The 18,993-nt window shown below is 67.5% G+C and carries 12 protein-coding genes; 7 read left to right on the top strand and 5 right to left on the bottom strand.

Features of this window, described 5'->3' with window-relative positions:
• Nucleotides 1-140 precede the first annotated feature (140 nt).
• From AC1ROD_RS05580 to AC1ROD_RS05555, 6 genes are all read left to right on the top strand, one after another.
• Nucleotides 141-911: an IclR family transcriptional regulator gene (locus AC1ROD_RS05580; protein WP_492947259.1), complete on the top strand. Its 771-nt coding sequence runs from the start codon at nucleotides 141-143 to the stop codon at nucleotides 909-911.
• Nucleotides 912-1,062: 151 nt separating this feature from the next.
• On the top strand, nucleotides 1,063-1,812 hold the full coding sequence (locus AC1ROD_RS05575) for an SDR family NAD(P)-dependent oxidoreductase (protein WP_492947258.1): 750 nt from the start codon (nucleotides 1,063-1,065) through the stop codon (nucleotides 1,810-1,812).
• Nucleotides 1,812-3,611, top strand: a complete 1,800-nt coding sequence (locus tag AC1ROD_RS05570) for an IlvD/Edd family dehydratase (RefSeq protein ID WP_492947257.1) — start codon at nucleotides 1,812-1,814, stop codon at nucleotides 3,609-3,611. The genes AC1ROD_RS05575 and AC1ROD_RS05570 overlap by 1 nt, the downstream gene beginning before the upstream one ends.
• A 183-nt stretch (nucleotides 3,612-3,794) precedes the next feature.
• Nucleotides 3,795-6,266, top strand: a complete 2,472-nt coding sequence (gene galA, locus AC1ROD_RS05565; protein WP_492947737.1) for a beta-galactosidase GalA — start codon at nucleotides 3,795-3,797, stop codon at nucleotides 6,264-6,266.
• A 27-nt stretch (nucleotides 6,267-6,293) separates the two neighbouring features.
• On the top strand, nucleotides 6,294-8,921 hold the full coding sequence (locus AC1ROD_RS05560) for a TonB-dependent receptor (protein ID WP_492947256.1): 2,628 nt from the start codon (nucleotides 6,294-6,296) through the stop codon (nucleotides 8,919-8,921).
• A gap of 40 nt (nucleotides 8,922-8,961) precedes the next feature.
• On the top strand, nucleotides 8,962-10,377 hold the full coding sequence (locus AC1ROD_RS05555) for a glycoside hydrolase family 53 protein (protein WP_492947255.1): 1,416 nt from the start codon (nucleotides 8,962-8,964) through the stop codon (nucleotides 10,375-10,377).
• Here AC1ROD_RS05555 and AC1ROD_RS05550 read toward each other — a convergent pair.
• The 4 genes from AC1ROD_RS05550 to AC1ROD_RS05535 form a co-directional block, all read right to left on the bottom strand.
• A complete protein-coding gene (locus tag AC1ROD_RS05550; RefSeq protein WP_492947254.1) occupies nucleotides 10,374-11,228 on the bottom strand; it encodes a shikimate dehydrogenase in 855 nt (284 codons plus the stop codon). The two genes, AC1ROD_RS05555 and AC1ROD_RS05550, sit on opposite strands and share 4 nt — an antisense overlap.
• Nucleotides 11,215-12,456 (bottom strand): MFS transporter, encoded by a 1,242-nt coding sequence (locus tag AC1ROD_RS05545; RefSeq protein ID WP_492947253.1) that lies wholly within the window; start codon nucleotides 12,454-12,456, stop codon nucleotides 11,215-11,217. Before AC1ROD_RS05545 ends, AC1ROD_RS05550 begins: the two co-directional genes overlap by 14 nt.
• Before the next feature lie 75 nt (nucleotides 12,457-12,531).
• Entirely contained in the window at nucleotides 12,532-14,991 is a 2,460-nt protein-coding gene (locus tag AC1ROD_RS05540; protein WP_492947252.1) for a TonB-dependent receptor, read from the bottom strand.
• Between the two features lie 171 nt (nucleotides 14,992-15,162).
• On the bottom strand, nucleotides 15,163-16,059 hold the full coding sequence (locus AC1ROD_RS05535) for a LysR family transcriptional regulator (RefSeq protein WP_492947251.1): 897 nt from the start codon (nucleotides 16,057-16,059) through the stop codon (nucleotides 15,163-15,165).
• A gap of 107 nt (nucleotides 16,060-16,166) precedes the next feature.
• Here AC1ROD_RS05535 and AC1ROD_RS05530 point away from each other — a divergent pair, with 107 nt between their 5' ends.
• Nucleotides 16,167-18,023: a bifunctional sugar phosphate isomerase/epimerase/4-hydroxyphenylpyruvate dioxygenase family protein gene (locus AC1ROD_RS05530; RefSeq protein ID WP_492947250.1), complete on the top strand. Its 1,857-nt coding sequence runs from the start codon at nucleotides 16,167-16,169 to the stop codon at nucleotides 18,021-18,023.
• An 11-nt stretch (nucleotides 18,024-18,034) separates the two neighbouring features.
• On the opposite strand, the gene AC1ROD_RS05525 is transcribed toward AC1ROD_RS05530, so the two are convergent.
• Complete coding sequence (locus AC1ROD_RS05525; RefSeq protein WP_492947249.1) at nucleotides 18,035-18,976, bottom strand: Gfo/Idh/MocA family oxidoreductase; 942 nt, start codon at nucleotides 18,974-18,976, stop codon at nucleotides 18,035-18,037.
• Nucleotides 18,977-18,993 lie beyond the last annotated feature (17 nt).

Genomic DNA, 18,993 nt, shown 5'->3' with positions numbered 1-18,993 from the left:
CGCTGTGGGCGGAGACGCTATGCCAAGGGTCGGCGACCGTCCACCTGATTTTTATATCTGGCGCTACATTTCATTGGTGATCACAATGATTGTGGTCAGGACGACGGCTCCGGCCTAGGCTGATGTCAGGAGGATTCTCGATGACCATGCAGGACGAGTCGGATCGCAAATACCGCGCCCCGGCTCTGGAAAAGGGACTGGACGTGCTTGAGCTGCTGTCGTCTCACGGCCGTCCGATGACGCCGTCGCAGATGTCGGTGGAGCTGGGCCGGTCGGTCAGCGAACTGTTCCGCATGATTCAGGTGCTGGAGTTCCGGCACTATATCGAGGCCACGCCCGACGGCTATCGCCCGACCAACCGCCTGTTCTCGCTGGGCATGACCCAGGCGCCGGTGAAGTCGCTGACCGAGGGCGCCCTGCCCATCATGCGCGATCTGGCGCGCGACACCGTCCAGTCCTGCCACCTCGTCGTCCCCACCGAGGACCAGATCGTGGTCATCGCCCGGATCGAGAGCCCGGGCGACCTCGGCTATTCCGTGCGGCTGGGCTATCGCCGCAGCATCATCGACGCTTCCTCCGGCCTGCTGTTCTACGGCTGCGCGTCGGACCGGACGCAGGCGGCCCTGAAGGCGCGTCTGGAGCCGCTGTATCCCGCCGACCGTCTGGCCCGCTACTACGCCGACGCCGAGGCGGCCGGCGCCCAGGGCTTCGTCCGCCGCGCCAGCGACTTCGTCATGGGTGTCACCGACCTCGTCGCGCCGATCATGGGCGCCGACAGCGTCATCGCCACCCTGATCACCCCCTATATCCAGCACGCCGGCGCGGCCTGCGATATCGACGCCTCGCTGGAGCATCTGCAGGCCGCGGTGCGGGCCATTTCCGCTGAAATGTCAGCCATGTCCCAGGCCTGATCGAGGCCTGACCAAGGCTTGGAGCCTGATATTCGGTAACCGCCGTTGACTTGGCGGAGACGCGCCGTCATTTTTGCCTGCAATATCGCTTTCATTGATGAAAGCCGAACAAGGCGTCGCGGAGGCAGTCCGTCGACAGCGGGGAAACGACATGGGCGCGATCTATCCTGACCTGGCCGGCAAGGTCGTCATCGTCACCGGCGGCGCCGGCGGCATCGGCGAGGCCATCACAAGGTCCTTCATCGCCCAGAAGGCGAAGGTCGGCTTCCTCGACATCGACGTAGCGCGCGGCGAACGGCTGGAGGCCGAGCTCGGCGCCGACGCCCGCTTCGTGAAGTGCGACCTGACCGACATCCCGGTGCTCAAGGCCGCGATCCAGACCGTCCGCGACGCCTTCGGCCCCATCGACATCCTGATCAACAACGCCGCCCACGACGAACGCCACGCCACGCTCGAGGTCACCGAGGACTACTGGGATGGCCGCATGGCCGTAAACCTGAAGCACCAGTTCTTCGCCGCCCAGGCCGTGCTTCCCGATATGCAGGCGACCGGCAAGGGCGCCATCGTCAACATGGGCTCGACCTCCTGGGTCATCGGCCAGGGCGGCATGCCCGCCTACACCGCCTCCAAGTCGGCGGTCATCGGCCTGACCCGCTCCCTCGCCCGCGACTTCGGCGAATTCGGCGTGCGGGTGAACGCCATCGCTCCCGGCTGGATCATGACCGAGCGCCAGCTCGAGCTCTGGGTCACGCCCGAGACGGAGAAGAGCATCTACGAGAACCAGTGCCTGAAGCGCCGCCTCGTCCCCGACGACATTGCGAAGGTCGCGGTCTTCATGAGTTCCGACGAAGCCGGCGCCATCACCAATCAGCACTACATCGTCGACGGCGGCTGGAACTGATGACTGTGAAGCCCCTGAAGAAGCCCCTGCGGTCGCGCGCCTGGTTCAACAATCCGGAAAACCCGGACATGACCGCCCTCTATCTGGAGCGGTATCTGAACTACGGCCTGACCCGCGAGGAGCTGCAGTCGGACAAGCCGATCATCGGCATCGCCCAGACCGGTTCCGACCTCAGCCCCTGCAACCGCCACCACATTGAACTGGCCAAACGCGTCCGTGAAGGCATCCGCGAAGCCGGCGGCATCTGCATGGAATTCCCGGTCCATCCGATCCAGGAGACCGGCAAGCGCCCGACCGCGGGTCTCGACCGCAACCTCGCCTACCTCGGCCTGGTCGAGAGCCTCTACGGCTATCCGCTGGACGGGGTCGTCCTGACCATCGGCTGCGACAAGACCACCCCTGCCTGTCTGATGGCCGCCGCCACCGTGGACATGCCCGCCATCGCCCTGTCGGTCGGCCCGATGCTGAACGGCTGGCACCGCGGCGAACGCACCGGCTCGGGCACCATCATCTGGAAGGCCCGCGAGATGATGGCGCGCGGCGATCTCGACTACGAAGGCTTCATCGACCTGGTCGCCACCTCGGCGCCGTCCGTCGGCTACTGCAACACCATGGGCACGGCGACGACGATGAACTCGCTGGCCGAGGCGCTGGGCATGTCCCTCCCCGGCTCGGCCGCCATCCCCGCGCCCTACCGCGAGCGCGCCCAGGTCGCCTATGAAACCGGCCGGCGTATCGTCGACATGGTCCGCGAGGATCTGAAGCCTTCGGACATTCTGACCAAAGAGGCCTTCCACAACGCCATCGTGGTCAACTCGGCCATCGGCGGCTCGACCAACGCCCCGATCCACCTGACGGCCCTGGCCCGTCACGCCCATGTCGATGTGCCGCTGGAGGACTGGCAGACCAAGGGACTGCACGTCCCCCTGCTGGTCAATCTCCAGCCCGCCGGCGCCTATCTGGGCGAGGACTATCACCAGGCCGGAGGCGTCCCGGCCGTGGTCGCCGAACTGATGCGTCAGGGGCTGATCCACGAGGGCGCCCTGACCGTCAACGGCAAGACCATGGGCGAGAACTGCAAGGACGCGGAGATCGTTCTGCCCGACGTCATCCGCACCTTCGACACCGCGCTCAAGACCGACGCCGGCTTCGTCATTCTGAGCGGCAGCCTGTTCAACTCGGCGATCATGAAGCTCAGCGTCATCTCGCCCGAGTTCCGTGAGCGCTATCTGTCCAATCCGGACGACCTCAACGCCTTCGAGGGCCCCGTGGTCGTATTCGACGGGCCCGAGGACTATCACCACCGCATCGACGACCCGGCGACGGGGATCACCGAACACACCGTGCTGGTCATGCGCGGCGCCGGCCCCATCGGCTATCCGGGCGCGGCAGAGGTCGTGAACATGCGGCCGCCCGCCCACCTGATCAAAAAGGGGATCACGGCGCTGGCCTGCATCGGCGACGGCCGCCAGTCGGGCACCTCGGGCAGCCCCTCCATCCTCAATGCCTCGCCCGAGGCGGCGGCGGGCGGCAACATCGCCCTGATCCAGACCGGCGACCGGGTGCGCATCGACCTCAACACCGGCCGGGCCGACATCCTGATCCCCGATGCGGAGCTGGCGGAGCGGCGCGAGACGCTCACGGCGGCGGGCGGCTATGCCTACCCCGCCTCCCAGACGCCTTGGCAGGAGATCCAGCGGTCCATGGTCGGGCAGCTGGAGACCGGCGCCGTGCTCGAACCCGCCGTGAAATACCACCGCATCATCGACACCCTCGGCCTGCCCCGCGACAGCCACTAGCGGCAGCCAGGACAACAGTTTTCACGACGCGTCGCGTCGCATATGAAAATTATTTTATTGACAGAAGTTCCGCTCGGCGGTTTCCTGCCTGCAAGAGGTCGGGAACAGGCCTGAGCACATCAGGGAGGCGCTGCGTTGAAGCGCGAGGTTTCACAATCGACCGTGGTTGATCGCCGCGTCCTGATGCAGGGCGCGGGCGTTCTGGCTGTCGCCTCCTCCCTCGCCCTTCCCGCCGTCGCCTCTGCCGAAGCCACCACCGCGCGTCGCCGCGTGAAGCTGGCTTTCGACTGGAAGCACGCGCTCGGCCACGCCGCCGACATGGACAAGGATTTCGGCTTCGGCCGCGACCAGCGGACCTATGCCAAGACCGGCGGTTCGGAGAGTTCGCCCATCGCCCTGGCCGCCCTCGCCGGCTTCGACGATTCCGCCTGGGCCACGGTTCAGGTCCCGCACGACTGGGCCATCGACCTGCCCTACGATCCGGGTCCCGGCGGCTTCAAGGACGATCAGGACGATCAGGACGATCCCCGCGCCGCCCACGGCTACAAGGCTCTGGGCCGCGACCACCCCGAAAACAGCGTCGGCTGGTATCGCCGCAAGCTCGACATCCCGGCGGACTGGGCCGGCCAGCGTCTGGGCCTGGAGTTCGACGGCGCCTTCCGCGACGTGGTCGTCTTCGTGAACGGCATCATCGTCGACGAGCATGCGGGCGGCTACACCCCCTTCACCGCCGACATCACCGACGTCGCTCGCCCGGGTCAGGACAACTGGCTGGTCGTCCGCGTCGACGCCAGCCTCGGCGAAGGCTGGTTCTATGAGGGCGCGGGCCTCTATCGCCACGTCTGGCTGACCGCGACCGCCCCCCTGCACATCGCCCCCAACGGCGCCTTCATCCAGTCAGAGCCGCGCGGCTCCGGCGCTGTCGGCAAGGTCGAGATCGCCGTCCGCAACCAGGCCGACGCCCCGCGCACCGCTACGGTCCGCGCCGTCGTCTCCGCGCCCAACGGTCTGGAACTGGCCCGTGCCGAGACGCCGCTCGCGCTCGAGGGCTGGACCGACGGCAAGGTCGAGGCCGAGCTGCGCTGGCCCACCGCCCCGTTGTGGTCGCCCGCCGACCCGCAGCTGCACCGCCTGACGACCGAGGTCGAGGTCGATGGCGTGGTCGTGGACCGCACCGAGACCGCCTTCGGCGTCCGTTCCGCCGTCTTCGACGCCAGGCGCGGCTTCCTGCTGAACGGCGAACCGCTGAAGCTGCTCGGCGCCTGCTGCCATCAGGACCACGCCGGTGTCGGCGCGGCCATCCCGGACGCGCTGCAGGACTGGCGGATCCTTCAGCTCAAGGCCATGGGCTGCAACGCCTACCGCGCCTCGCACAATCCGGCGACGCCCGAGCTGATGGACGCCTGCGACCGGCTGGGCATGCTCGTCATCGCCGAGACCCGGCGCATGTCCTCCGACGACGAGTCGATGAAGGAACTGGCGACCCTCGTCCGCCGCGATCGCAACCGTCCCTCCGTCATCGCCTGGTCGATCGGCAATGAAGAACAGGCCATTCAGGGGACGGAGACCGGCGCCGCCGTCGCCCGCACCATGAAGCGGCTGATCAATCGGCTGGACCCTTCCCGCCCCGTCACGGCGGCCAAGGATCAGGACTTCGACACCGGCGTCTCGCGCGTCGTCGACATCCTCGGCTTCAACTACCGCACGCCCCAGATGGAGGGCTATCACGCCCGCTTCCCGAACCAGCCGATCATGGGCACGGAGACGGGCAGCACCGTCTCGACCCGCGGCGAATACGTCCTGGACGTCCCGGGCCACATCGTCCCGGCCTATGACCGCGAACACCCCTGGTGGGCCTCGACCGCCGAGGAGTGGTGGACCATCGCGGCGGAGCGCCCCTACATCGCCGGCGGCTTCATCTGGACCGGCTTCGACTATCGCGGCGAGCCCACGCCCTACGCCCGCTGGCCCAGCGTCGGCTCCTACTTCGGCGCCATGGACTCCTGCGGCTTCCCGAAGGACAATTTCTGGTACTACCGCGCCTGGTGGCGGCCGGAGCCCCTGCTGCACCTCTTCCCGCACTGGAACTGGGAAGGCCGCGAGGGCCAGGACGTCGAGGTCTGGGTCCATTCCAATCTCGACCGCGTCGAGCTGTTCCTGAACGGCCGTTCGGTCGGGGCGAAGGACGTCGTCGCCAATCGCCACCTGGCCTGGATGGTCCCCTACGCCCCCGGCGTGCTGGAGGCGCGCGGCTGGAAGAACGGCCGTCTGGTCGCGACCCGGCGGCGCGAGACCGCCGGCGCCCCGGCCGCCCTGACCCTGTCGGTGGACCGCAACGCCCTCAAGGCCGACGGCGAGGACGTGGGCATGATCACCGCGAGCGTGGTCGACCACCGTGGCCGGCCCTGCCCGCGCGCCGACGATCTGGTCGTGTTCGAGGTCACGGGCGACGCCCGCGTCATCGGCGTCGGCAACGGCAATCCGGTCAGCCATGAGGCCGACCGCGCCGACCGCCGCAAACTCTTCAACGGACTGGCCCAGGCCATCCTTCAAGCCGGCCGCACGGGCGGCGCCGTCACCGTCACCGCACGCGCCGAGGGCCTTCGCCCCGCCGTCCTGCGGCTCGACGCCACCACCATCAGACAATCGACCTGAAATCAGGCGACACCAGGGGAGGACACCATGACCATCAAGAGAAAGACCCTCATCGCAGCCGGCGTCTCCGCCGCCGCCTTGTTCACCGCCGCCGCGCCGGCCTTCGCCCAGACGGCTCCGGCTCCGCAGACCGATGACGCCGCCCAGGTCGACGAAGTCGTCGTCACCGGCATCCGCGGCTCGCTGCGCAGCGCCATCGGGGTGAAGCGCAATTCCGACCTCGTCATCGAGGCCATCTCCTCGCAGGACATCGGCCAGCTGCCGAACGTGACCATCGCCGAGGAACTGGTTCGCCTGCCTGGCATCAACGGCACCCGCGACCGCGGCAACCAGAGCCAGGCCGCCATCCGTGGCCTCGGCCCGCGTCTGGTACTCGGCCTCGTCAACGGCCGCGAGGTCGCCTCGTCCGAGCCGGACCGCAACATCCGCTGGGAAATCTATCCGTCCGAAATCGTCTCGGGCGTGCAGGTCTACAAGTCGCAGTCGGCCGATCTGGTCTCGGGCGGCATCGCCGGCACCATCGACATCCGCACCGTGCGCCCGCTCGACTATCGCGGCCCCGAGTTCGTCGGCACCGCCGGCGTGGTCTACTATGACGCGGGCAAGGACCTGCCTGACTACGACCCGACCGGCTATCGCCTGAGCGCCAACGTCACCCACCCGGTCTCGGACACCCTGGGCCTCGCCCTCGGCGCCACCCATCAGGTCCAGAAGAACGGCTATTCGACCTTCGAAGGCTGGGGCTGGAACGACGCGGCGACCGGCGGCACGCCCGGCGACGTCGACGGCGACGGCGATCTGGACGCGACCTTCTGGGGCGCCCAGACCCAGGTCAAACGCCTGACCGAGACCCGCAACGGCGTGAACGGCGCCCTGCAGTGGAAGCCGTCCGACCAGTTCGAACTGAACCTCGACGTCCTCTATTCGGACATCCAGATCGACGAGGACCAGAACCAGATCTGGTACGGCAACAACGGCGCCTACGGGAACTGGGGCGGCAGCTCGGCCTGGGCCTACGGCGACCCGACGGCCTCCTACACCATCATCAACAACACCGTGGTGGCGGCGCGCCTGCCCTATGCCTCGGTCACCAACGTCATCGCCAAATACACCGAGGACAAGACCCTGTTCGCCACAGGCCTGAACGGCAAGTGGACCTCGGGCGACTGGACCCTGACCGGCGACCTCGCCTACTCCAAGGCCGAGCGCGAGAACATGTGGAAGGCGGTCTTCACCGAGCTGTACCCGGCCATGGCCGGCGTCGACATGACGCCCGGCAAGACGCCCTCGGCCTACGCCAGCTTCGACACCGGCGACACCTCCTACCAGCCGCTGCAGAGCTATCGTCCGGCCCAGGCCGACGGCGGCAACCTGTCCGACGAGCTGACCTCGGCCCGCTTCGACGTCTCGCACTACAGCGGCGACACCGGCTTCACCGAGCTTTCGTTCGGCGCTCGCGTCACGGACCGCACCAAGGAATATACGCGGACCTTCTGGACCCAGGCGCCGATCATCGCGACCCTGCCGGCCAGCATCCTGACCAGCTTCAAGGTCTCGGACTTCGACACCCCCTCCTTCATCAACGGCGACTTCGACGCCGTGGCCAAGGCCGCCATCGGCGGCTTCGTCCAGCCCGCCAACAGCACCGACACCGCCTCCGGCTGGTCCGTCGATGAGACCGTCGCCGAGGCCTATGTGAAGGCCAAGTTCGCCGGGACCTTCATGAACCTGCCGTTCACCGGCAACGTCGGCGCCCGCGCGGTCCAGGTCGACACCACCAGCCACGGCTATGAATCGGTCAACGGCGGCGCCCTGAGCCCGGTCAGCATCGACAACGACTACTTCCAGCTGCTGCCCAGCCTGAACCTGACCCTCGCCCTCGCCGAAGGTCAGCAACTGCGCTTCGGCCTGGCCCGCACCATGGCCCGTCCGCCGCTGGACGAGCTGCGCGCCGGCCGCACGCTCTACAACACCACCCCGCCGCCCACGGGCTCGGCCGGCAACCCGCTGCTGGAGCCCTACATCGCCAACCAGGTCGACCTGTCGTACGAATTCTACTTCGCGCCCGAGGCCCTGTTCGCCGCGGCCGTCTACTACAAGGACGTCGAGAGCCACATCGGCTATTCGACCCAACCGGTGACCATCAACGGCGTGACCTACAACGTCACCGGCCCGTTCAACGGCGACGGCGGCGGCATCAGCGGCGCCGAACTGACGTTCCAGACCCCGTTCAGCTTCGTCCCGGCGCTCCAGAACTTCGGCATCTACGCCAACCTGGCCTTCGTCCATTCGGACGTGAAGGAGTTCTACCCGGCCAACAATCCGCTGGAGTCCACGGGTCTGGCCAAGGAGACGGCGACGGTCGACCTCTGGTACTCGGACGGCAAGCTGGAAAGCCGTCTGGGCTACAAGTACCACAGCCCCTTCACCGTCATCACCGGTTGGGACGGCTCGGCCCTGCGGACGCTGGAAAGCGAGGCCACCCTCGACTTCAGCGCCTCCTACCAGCTGACCAACAATGTCGGCTTCCGCTTCCAGGCCAGCAATCTGACGGATGAGGAGGTCCGGGTTCACTACGACAACGACGTGAACCGCCTGGCGAGCGAAACGCGCTTCGGCCGTCGCTTCAGCCTGGACGCGACCTTCCGCTACTAGGACCTGTGCGGCCTGGCCCCTTGCCTCTCAACTCCGGAGAATGACGATCCGCCGTTTGCTTCTTCCCGCTCTCGCCGCCCTCCTCGCCCTGCCCGCGCAGGCGCAGGAGGCGGGCCGACCGGCGCCCTTCTACTTCGGCGCCGACCTGTCCTATGTGAACGAGATGGAAGACTGCGGCGCCGTCTATCGCAAGGACGGCCAAGCCCGCGATCCCTACCAGCTGTTCGCCGAGCTCGGCACCAATCTGGTCCGGGTGCGCATCTGGCACAACCCCGACTGGACGAAGTACAGCGACCTCGACGACGCCCGCGAGACCATCCGCCGCGCCCGCGCCGCCGGCATGGAGGTCCTGCTCGACTTCCACTATTCCGACGACTGGGCCGACGGCGACAAACAGATCGTGCCCGCCGCCTGGCGAGATATCCGCGACGACGTCCCGGCCCTGTCCCAGGCCGTCTACGACTACACCTTCCAGACTCTGCGCACCCTCGACGCCGAGGGACTGATGCCCGACCAGGTCCAGGTCGGCAACGAAACCAACCCCGAGCTGATGGGCGAGGCCGACTGGAAGACCACCCACAACGGCATCAACTGGGACCGCAACGCCGCCCTGCTCAACGCCGGGATCAAGGCCGTCCGCGACGCCGGCGCCCAGTCGAAGATCCAGCCGCTGGTCATGTTGCACATCGCCCAGCCCGAGAACGTCGAGCCCTGGTTCGCGGCCGCCTGGGCCCACGGCGTCACCGACTTCGACCTGATCGGCGTCAGCTACTATCGCAAATGGTCGACCCGCGGCCTCGACGGTCCGGAACAGACCATCAACCGCCTGCGTCACCGCTATCCGGCCGAGGTGGTGGTGGTCGAGACCGCCTATCCCTTCACCACGGACTCGGCTGACAGTTCTCCGAATCTGCTGGGCGAGGACTCCCTCCTGCCCGGCTATCCCGCGACCTATGAGGGCCAGCGCCAGTATATGATCGACCTGACCCAGCGCGTGAAGTTCGCGGGCGGCGTCGGCGTGGTCTACTGGGAGCCGGCCTGGGTCTCGACCTCCTGCTCCACCCGCTGGGGCCAGGGTTCTAACTGGGAGAACTCGACGTATTTCGACTGGCGCAACGGCAATGAGCCGACCCCGGCCGCCACCTTCGCCCAGGCGACCTATCAGGAGCCGGCGCCCATCACCCTGACCATCCGCCGTCCTGCCGGCGAAACGGGGCCGCTGTGGCTGTGGGGCGACTTCCTGGGCTCCAACGAGATCATCGCCCGGTTGGCCCCCGACGCCTCGGACCCGACGCTCTACCGCTACACGACGACGACCCGGCCGGACACGGACATCAAGTTCCAGGTCTTCGACCGGCGTCCGTTTGATCACGGTCTGCTGGAAGGCGGCAAGATGGTCGAGGCCCACGTCGCTGCCGACGGCCTGACCGCCAGCTATTCGGTCGGCGACCGCTAGGCTTTCGGCTCCTCGAAGAGGGCTCGCATTCGCGTGAGGTCGGCCGTGCGTCCGGTGAAGACCTCGAACGACTTCGCCGCCTGGCCGACAACCATGCCGATCCCGCTCAGGGTGGCGCACCCCCTCGCCCTGGCGGCCTTCAGGAACTCGGTCTCCGCCGGCGTATAGATGATGTCCGCCGCCCAGATCCCGCCGGGGATCAGGTCCGCCGACAGGGGCATGCCCGGATAGGTCTTCATCCCGATCGGGCTGGTCTGGACCATGCCCGTCACGCCTTCGCAGGCCGCCTCCGCGCTCGGCTGGGCCGAAACGGTCCGTCCCGGCCAGGCGATGGCCATATGGGCCGCCAGCGCCTCGGCCCGCTCGCGTGCGGGGTCGAAGAGACGGATCTCCCGCGCCCCGAGGCTCAGCAGGGCGTAGCAGATGGCCGCGCTGGCCCCACCCGCCCCGATCACGGCGACGCGGATCAGGTCGGCGCCCGGCAGGCCCTCGGTCATCGAATGGGCGAAGCCGACCCAGTCGGTGTTGTGCCCGATCCGCCGTCCGTCGCGCACCACCACCGTATTGACCGCCCCGAGCACCGCCGCCTCGGGCGACAGCTCGCTCAGCAACGGCAGGACGGCCTGTTTGTAGGGATGGGTGATGTTGAAGGCCGAGAAGCCCAGCCGTTCGGCCCAGCCCAGCACCTCGGCCAAATCCGCCACGCCCAGCCCCAGCGCGGCCATGTCGATCAGCTGGTAATGCACCGCCAGTCCCTGGGCCGCCGCCTCCGCGTGGTGCAGGTCCGGGCTTCTGGAAAACTGGATGCCGTCGCCGACGAGGCCGATCAGGAAACGGTCAGCCTTTGACATGCGTCGGCTCCGCGGGCGTGGTCAGGCGGGTGGCGGCGGCGCAGATCAGCATGGGCACGGCATAGACGCCGAACAGGATCGGCAGCGACGCTCCCGTGGCGATCAGATAGCCGCCCAGCCACGGGCCGATGACCGCCCCGCCCCGTCCGATGCCATAGGCCCAGCCGATGCCGGTCGCCCGCACCCCCTCGGGATAGACGGAGGCCGCCAGAGGATAGATGCCGTTGAACCCGCCCTGCAGCAGCACCCCGATCATGAAGGCGGTGAACAGGGTCAGGGCCACCGACATGGGGACCATTCCGAAGACCAGCATGGCGATGGTCGCGCCGACGAGGAAGGTCGGAATGATCCGGGTCAGCGGCTGCCGCACCGACAGGCTGCTCATGATCACCGTCCCGACGAAGGCGCCGAGATTGTAGAGGGTGCCGGCATAGATGCCGTTGGTCTCGGACAGACCCGCTTGGATGGCCAGACGCGGCACCCAGCTGACGATGTAGTAGAGCACCATGAAGCCGGAGAAGACCGCGATCCACAGCAGCAGGGTGTTCTTCAGGAAGCCCTTCGACACCAGCGCCCCGAACGAGGTCGCCTTGAGCGCACGCAGGGCCTCGGGCGAGGTCTTCGGCAGGATCAGGTAAGCGGCCGGCAGCATGACGACCGTCAGCACACCGGCCCAGAGCAGCAGAAGCTGCCAGCCGTGCGTCGGCAACAGGGCGGCGACCACCAGCCCCGTCCCCACCGCCGCCAGCGGATAGCCGCCCTGGACGATGCCGACCGCCAGGCTGCGATATTTCGGCGGGGCGACCTCGGCGGTCAGGGCCGCCATGGTGGTCAGGACCGTGCCGATGCCGGCGCCGACCACGACCCGGGCCGCCATCAGCTCATAGACATTGGTGACGAAGCCGCAGGCGACCATGCCGATCGACATCAGGGTCAGGGCGGTCATGATCAGGGGCTTGCGCCCGAACCGGTCGGCGAGCGGCGCCACCAGCAAACAGCCGATCGCCATCCCGCCCAGACCCGCGCTGAACACCAGACCCAGGGTGCTGGGCGACAGGCTCCAGTCGCGGCTCAGGGCCGGGCCGACATAGGACATGGCCACGATGTCCATGCCGTCGATCATGTTGATGACGAAGCACAGGGCCACCGCGATGAAGGCCTTGAAGGTCCAGCGACTGCAGCGGATCGGCCCATCGGTCACATCCGATGAGCCCTGTGAATACGCCATGAGTTACCCGATCCGAACGCTGGAAAAAGAGACGCGGGCAACGGCGTCGCCGCTGCCCGCGAGAGGTCGAAGGAACTAGAAGTTGGCGGTCAGGGTGACGCCGACATAGCGGTGGAAGTCGCGCGGCAGGGCCTGGGCCACCGCCCCCGCGCCGCCGACCGAACCCGAGATCCGGCGCAGGCCGGCGACGTATTGCTCGTCGAACAGGTTCTTGACGAAGACGGTGACCTTGTAGCGGTCGTCCGGCGACGAGGCCGCGAGGCTCAGATTGGCCACCCCGTACGAGGGCCGCAGCCAGACCGAGTTCGGGTTGTTTGCGTCGGCCAGGTTGGTGAACAGGGTCTCCGAGGTCCAGGCGTAGTTGCCGTTGACCATCATGCCCCAGCCGGCGACGTCAAAGTTATAGGTGCCGCTGAAGCCGTATTTGGTGTCGGGCGCGTTCAGGGGCATGCCGCCCTTCACGTTCACGCCGCTGACGAACAGGTCGCCGAACTGGTTGTCCGCGAACAGGAAATTCCCCGACAGCGTCAGACCCGGCATCGGGTAGAAGGTGATGTCGCCCTCGAACCCGCTGGTGTCCAGCTCGCCCGCCGACCGCAGCACGGGCGCGCCCGAGCCGTCCGAACCCGCCGAGGTGGTCTGATACCCCTCGAACCGGGTGTTGTAGTAGTCGACGTTGATCGACAGGCGGCGCTCGAAGAACCGCCCCTTGAAGCCAACCTCCCACGACCGCGACGTTTCCGGCGCGACCGGCGAGGTGTTGAAGCCGTCCTGGGTCAGGTACATGTCGGCATCGACCGCCTCGCCCTTGTAGCCCTTGGCCCAGGACGCATAGGCGGTCAGGTCGTCGGTGAACTCATAGCGGGCCGACAGCTTCCCGATCAGCTCGCTGTCGCTGTAGCTGCGGCGGAAGTTGAAGGCCGGGGTGCCGACGTTGGCGCCCGGCGCGACCTGTCCGGCCGGATTGGTGCCGACGCCGCCGCCGATGTGGTCGCCGTTCGGGCCGGTGACCTTGCGGTGATACCAGTCGAGGTCTTCCTTCAGATAGCGGAAGCCGCCGGTCAGGGTCAGGCCGCCGAAGGGCCGGACGTTCAGATTGCCGAACACCGCCTGGTTGGTGGTCTCGACCTCGGTGATCATGTCGGCCAGCACATAGGCCGTGTCGCGCGCCACCACGACCGTGGTCGGGGTCGGGAAGACGACGTTGCCGGCGATGTTGGACCGCACGCCCGCGATGGTCAGGTCCCGCTCGACGAAGGAGTCGTAGTAGAAGGCGCCCAGGATGAAGTCGTAGTGCTCATAGACCGGCGAGGTCAGTCGGAATTCCTGCGAGAAGGTGTTGTTCAGCTCCAGGCTGTTGCTCTCGCCGAAGACGCCGTTGCGCGACGCGCGGTCGATCGGATTGAGCAGCAGGGCCGACAGCCGGGTCATGGCGTCCGCCTGGCTGATGCCCGGGACTGTGGCGCTATAGAGCTGCTGGGCCGTGACCCCGGTGAAGGGCGCGTTGGTGCCGTCCCGGTCGCGGATGGCATAGTCCCGGAACTCGCGATAGGCGGTCAGCGACGTCAGGGTCATGTCGCCGAAGACGTCGAAATTGCCCTCCAGCGAGACGCCCCGGTTCTCCTGCGAACCTTCCTGCACCGTGTTCAGATTGACGTATTCATTGTCCGGCCCGACGGGGGTGCCGGTGAAGGCGGCGGTGACATTGCCCGAGGCGGCGGCGACGCGCAGCGGCTCGGCGCAGCAGTCGGCGATCCGCTTGGAGGCGTCGGCGGCCAGCAGGAAGTTGATCCCCGCACGCGGCTCCCACTCCAGCTTGCCGCGCACGCCGTAGCTCTCGACGTTATTGACCGTGTCGCCGGTCTTGATGTCGCGCACCTGGCCGTCATTCTCGCGGTAGTAGGTGTACAGCCGGTACGCCAGGGTGTCGCTGATCGGGCCCGTCAGGCTCAGCTCGCCCCGGTGCTCGTTGCCCTCCGCCAGGGTCAGGGAGGCGCGGCCTTCGAAGTGGTCGCGATTGGGGCGGCGGGTGACGATATTGACCGCGCCGGCCGAGGCGTTCTTGCCCTGCAGCGTGCCCTGCGGCCCGTTCAGGACCTCGACCTGTTCGATGTCGGCCAGGCCGTCGAAGGCGGCGCCGGGGCGGGTGTAGACGACGCCGTCGATGATCGTCGCCACGCTGGGCTCGACCCCGACCGAGAAGGATTCCGTGCCGATCCCGCGGATCGAGAAGTTGAACAGCCGGGCCTCGTCCGCCGCCTGGAAGTTCAGCGTCGGCGCCAGCTGGGGAAAGTCCTGCGGATTGGCGATCTGGGCGTTCTCGAGCGTCTCTTCCGAGATCACGGCCACGCTGGCCGGGACGTCCTGCAGGGACTCCTTGCGCTTGTTGGCCGTGACGACGATTTCGCCCACGGTCGTGGCCTCTTCCTGCGCCGGTTCCGGCGTGGCGCTTTGGGCCAAGGCCGCGCCCGGAACCATGATCAGGGAGCAGGCCGCCATCATCAGGCGTGACTTGGTCGACAGGTGGTTCAGCATCCAGGTTTCCCCCTCAGGAAAAGCCACCCGCAGAGCGTGTGGCGGTTTTTGGCGGCCGATTTTCAAACCGGCTCTTGAGGGGTATTGGCTGTGAAGCGCGCCGCTAACGCAAATACCAAAACAGGCGCTTCCCATAACGGCGAGTTATGAGGCGGGCGCGCGGTTTCCGGCCTAATCCATTGGATGATTTGCGACAAACTCCTCGGTCAGCTCTTCGAAGCGTCGACCGATCTTCGACCTCGGCGCGAATTTGCCGCGATGCAGATAGACCGGCATGGTCAGCGCCCGGTCGAAACCGACGATGACCAGCTCGTCCGACGGAAATCCTCGAATCGTGAATTCGTCGACCAGGGCGATGCCGTGCCCCTGGCGCACGAAGGCGCAGGCCGTTTCGGCGAAGCGGACGGTGGTGGCGCGGTTCAGGCCAGGCTCGACGTCGGCCATCAGATCGCGGGCCAGCTGGCCGTGCGGCGAGGCCTCCCGCAGCCCGATGATGCGCTCTCCCGCCAGGTCCTGGGCCGAGATGACGGTGCGGTCGGCGAGGCGGTGGCCGGGCGGCAGGGCCGCGACCAGCCTTCCCCGCCCGATGATGCGGCTCTCGATGTTCGGATGGCTGACGTCGAACACGCTCAGCGCATATTCGCCCCGCTCGCGCACCAGATAGTCCGAGATCTCGTCGACCGGCAGGACGTCGAACTGGATGCGCAGCTCCGGGAACTGGTCGACCAGCTTGCGCAGGATCGCCGGCACCATGTGGTTCGAGAGCGAGGGCGAGGCGCCCAGTTTGAACTCATGGCTCTCGCCGGTGCGGATCCGCTCCAGCAAGCCGTCGAGGTCGTTCATGACGCCATAGATGGCCTGGACCTCGCGGAAGATGCGCTCGGCCTCGCGCGTCGGGATCATCCCCCCTGCCCCGCGCTCGAACAGGGCGAAGCCCAGCCGCGATTCCGTGTGCTTGAGCAGGCGGCTGACCCCGGGCTGGGAACAGTTCAGCATGCGCGCCGCGCCGCTGACCGACTTGGTCGTCATGACCGCCCGGAACACCTCGATCTGGCGCAGGTTCAGCATCGGAGCCCCATAACTGAGAGTTATTGAATACGAAAAACTTGATCTTTGATCGAAGGCCCCGGCCCGCGCAACAACGCTGACAGACGCTCACTGGCGACGGGGACCCCATGCTTCATTCCATCGCGACCGTGTCCGTCAGCGGGTCCCTTACCGAGAAGCTGGCGGCCATCGCCGAAGCCGGCTTCGCCGGCGTCGAGATCTTCGAGGCTGATCTGATCGGCAGTCCGGAGACGCCCGGGACCATCGCCCGCATGATCCGCGACCTGGGCCTCGTCTGCACCGCCTGGCAGCCTTTCCGCGATTTCGAGGGCCTGTCGGGCGCCCTGCGGGCCAAGGTCTTCGACCGGGCGGAACGCAAATTCGACCTGATGCAGACCTTGGGCGCCCGGGACATGCTGGTCTGCAGCAGCCTGCATCCCGAGGCGTCGGGCGACCCGGCCCGCATCGCCGACGACTTCCGCGACCTGGGCGACCGCGCCGCGGTCCGGGGTCTGCGCGTCGGTTATGAAGCCCTCGCCTGGGGCCGTCACATCAACGACCATCGACAGGTCTGGGACATCGTTCGGGCCGTCGACCACCCCTCGATCGGCATCATCCTCGACACCTTCCACTCCCTGTCCCGCGACATCCCGATCGAGAGCCTTGAGGCCATCGATCCGGCGAAGATCGTCCTCGTTCAGGTCGCCGACGCCCCGCGTCTGCAGATGGACCATCTGTCCTGGAGCCGGCACCACCGCTGCATGCCCGGTCAGGGCGAGTTCGCGGTCAACGCCTATGTCGAGACCCTGGCCCGGCGCGGCTATGACGGTCCGCTGAGCCTCGAGATCTTCAACGACGACTTCCGCGCCTGGTCCGCGCGCCAGATCGCCAGGGACGGCAAGCGCTCGCTGGTCCTCGTCGAGGAGGCCATCGCTCCGAAGGCGACCGCCGTCGCTCCCCGCGTGCCCGCCGCCGGCCCCGCCTTTGTCGAGTTCGCCATGACCGAGGTCGAGGCCGAACCCATGCGGGCCATGCTGACCGCCCTCGGCTTCATCAAGGCGGGCCTGCACCGCACGATGGCGGTCGAACACTGGCGGCTGGGGCAGGTCCATATCGTCATCAACCGCGAACAGACCGGCTTCGCGGCCAGCTACCGGCTGCTGCACGGCCCCTCGGTCTGCGCCATCGGAGTGACGGTCGACGATCCCGCCGCCGCCCTCGCGCGCGCCGAGGCCCTGGGCATGGAGGTCTTTCCGACCACCGTCGCCCCGCCCCGCCTGCCCATGCCCGCCATCCGCGGCGTCGGCGCCGCCCTGATCCATCTGGTCGACGCCAAAGGCCCTTCCCCCTGGACGGTCGAGTTCGAGGCGGCGGAGGCCGAAGCCCCGGACGCGCTGGACGGCCACATCAGCGGCATCGACCACCTGTCCCAGTCCATGCAGCACGAAGAGTTCCTGTCCTGGCAGCTCTTCTATTGCGCCCTGTTCCGGATCGACCGAACCCGCATGGCCGAGGTGGCCGACCCCCTGGGTCTGGTCGCCAACCAGGCGGTCGAGGCGCCCGATCGCGGCCTGCGCTTCATGCTGATCGGCGCCCACGCCGGCCAGACCCTGGCCTCGCGCTTCATCCACCGCAGCTTCGGCGCCGGGGTGCAGCATATCGCCATCGCCACCGACGACATCTTCGCCGCCGCCGAACGGCTGGCAGCGCTCGGCGCACCCATTCTGGAGATCTCGGCGAACTACCACGACGACCTCGCCGCCCGGTTCGACATCGCGCCCGAGGTGCTGGAGCGGATGCGCGCGGGCAATATCCTCTACGACCGGGGCGACGACGGCGAGGTGTTCCAGATCTACACCCGCGCCCTCGACAAGGGGGTCTTCTTCGAGTTCGTCCAGCGGCGCGGCTATGACGGCTATTCGGCGGTGAACACCCAGGCGCGGCTGGCGGCGCAGAGCCGCTTCCGCCCCGCCCTGCAGGACTGAAACCCGGCCAATCAGGCCTTCAGCTGCCGTTCCAGCTGGTCCAGCACCCGGTAGCAGGGCAGGACCTGGGCCACCGAACTGTTCGGCTCGCGCCCCTCGCGGATGGCGGCGATGAACTCCCGATCCTGCAGCTCGATGCCGTTCATCGAGACGTCGACCTTCGACACATCGACCGGCTCCTCGCGGCCGGTGACCAGATCGTCGTAGCGCGCGATCCAGGTGCCGTTGTCGCCGATGTAGCGGAAGAAGGTCCCCAGCGGCCCGTCGTTGTTGAACGACAGCGACAGGGTGCAGATCGCCCCGCTTTCGCTCTTCAGCTGGATCGACATGTCCATGGCGATGCCGAGCTCGGGATGGATCGGCCCCTCGATGGCGTTGGCCTTGACGATCGGTCCGCACTGGTACGCGAACAGGTCCACCGTATGGGCCGCGTGGTGCCACAGGAGGTGGTCGGTCCAGCTGCGCGGCTCGCCCTTGGCGTTGATGTTCTTGCGCCGGAAGAAATAGGTCTGGACGTCCATCTGCTGGAGGTTCAGTTCGCCCGCCCGGATCTTGTTGTGAATGAACTGGTGGCTCGGATTGAAGCGCCGGGTATGGCCGACCATGCAGACCAGACCCGTCTCCTGCTGTTTGGCCAGCACGGCTTCCGCGTCTGCCAGACTGTCGGCCAACGGGATCTCGACCTGCACATGTTTGCCGGCCTCCATGCACTGGATGGCCTGGGCGGCGTGCATCTGGGTCGGGGTGCACAGGATCACCGCATCGACGTCCTGCAGGGCCAGGGCCTCGGACAGTTCCGTCGTGGCGTGGCCGATGCCGTATTTGTCCGCGACGGCCCGGGTGGCGTCCAGATTCCGGCTGACCAGGCTGACGACCTCGACGCCGTCGATCAGCTTCAGCCCGTCCAGGTGCTTTTCACCGAAGGCGCCGGCGCCGGCGAGTGCGATCTTCATGGGGAGGTCTCCGAAAG

The sequence above is a fragment of the Brevundimonas sp. GW821-FHT12E07 genome (assembly GCF_058807035.1).
This window is presented reverse-complemented; position numbering and strand designations above follow the sequence as displayed.

Bases quoted from the DNA above. Each gene is read 5' to 3' on its own strand.
- AC1ROD_RS05545 (WP_492947253.1), bottom strand. From the start codon at position 12,456: ATGGCGTATTCACAGGGCTCATCGGATGTGACCGATGGGCCGATCCGC.
- AC1ROD_RS05580 (WP_492947259.1), top strand. From the start codon at position 141: ATGACCATGCAGGACGAGTCGGATCGCAAATACCGCGCCCCGGCTCTG.
- AC1ROD_RS05535 (WP_492947251.1), bottom strand. From the start codon at position 16,059: ATGCTGAACCTGCGCCAGATCGAGGTGTTCCGGGCGGTCATGACGACC.
- AC1ROD_RS05530 (WP_492947250.1), top strand. From the start codon at position 16,167: ATGCTTCATTCCATCGCGACCGTGTCCGTCAGCGGGTCCCTTACCGAG.
- AC1ROD_RS05550 (WP_492947254.1), bottom strand. From the start codon at position 11,228: ATGTCAAAGGCTGACCGTTTCCTGATCGGCCTCGTCGGCGACGGCATC.
- AC1ROD_RS05560 (WP_492947256.1), top strand. From the start codon at position 6,294: ATGACCATCAAGAGAAAGACCCTCATCGCAGCCGGCGTCTCCGCCGCC.
- galA (WP_492947737.1), top strand. From the start codon at position 3,795: ATGCAGGGCGCGGGCGTTCTGGCTGTCGCCTCCTCCCTCGCCCTTCCC.
- AC1ROD_RS05540 (WP_492947252.1), bottom strand. From the start codon at position 14,991: ATGCTGAACCACCTGTCGACCAAGTCACGCCTGATGATGGCGGCCTGC.
- AC1ROD_RS05525 (WP_492947249.1), bottom strand. From the start codon at position 18,976: ATGAAGATCGCACTCGCCGGCGCCGGCGCCTTCGGTGAAAAGCACCTG.
- AC1ROD_RS05570 (WP_492947257.1), top strand. From the start codon at position 1,812: ATGACTGTGAAGCCCCTGAAGAAGCCCCTGCGGTCGCGCGCCTGGTTC.
- AC1ROD_RS05555 (WP_492947255.1), top strand. From the start codon at position 8,962: ATGACGATCCGCCGTTTGCTTCTTCCCGCTCTCGCCGCCCTCCTCGCC.
- AC1ROD_RS05575 (WP_492947258.1), top strand. From the start codon at position 1,063: ATGGGCGCGATCTATCCTGACCTGGCCGGCAAGGTCGTCATCGTCACC.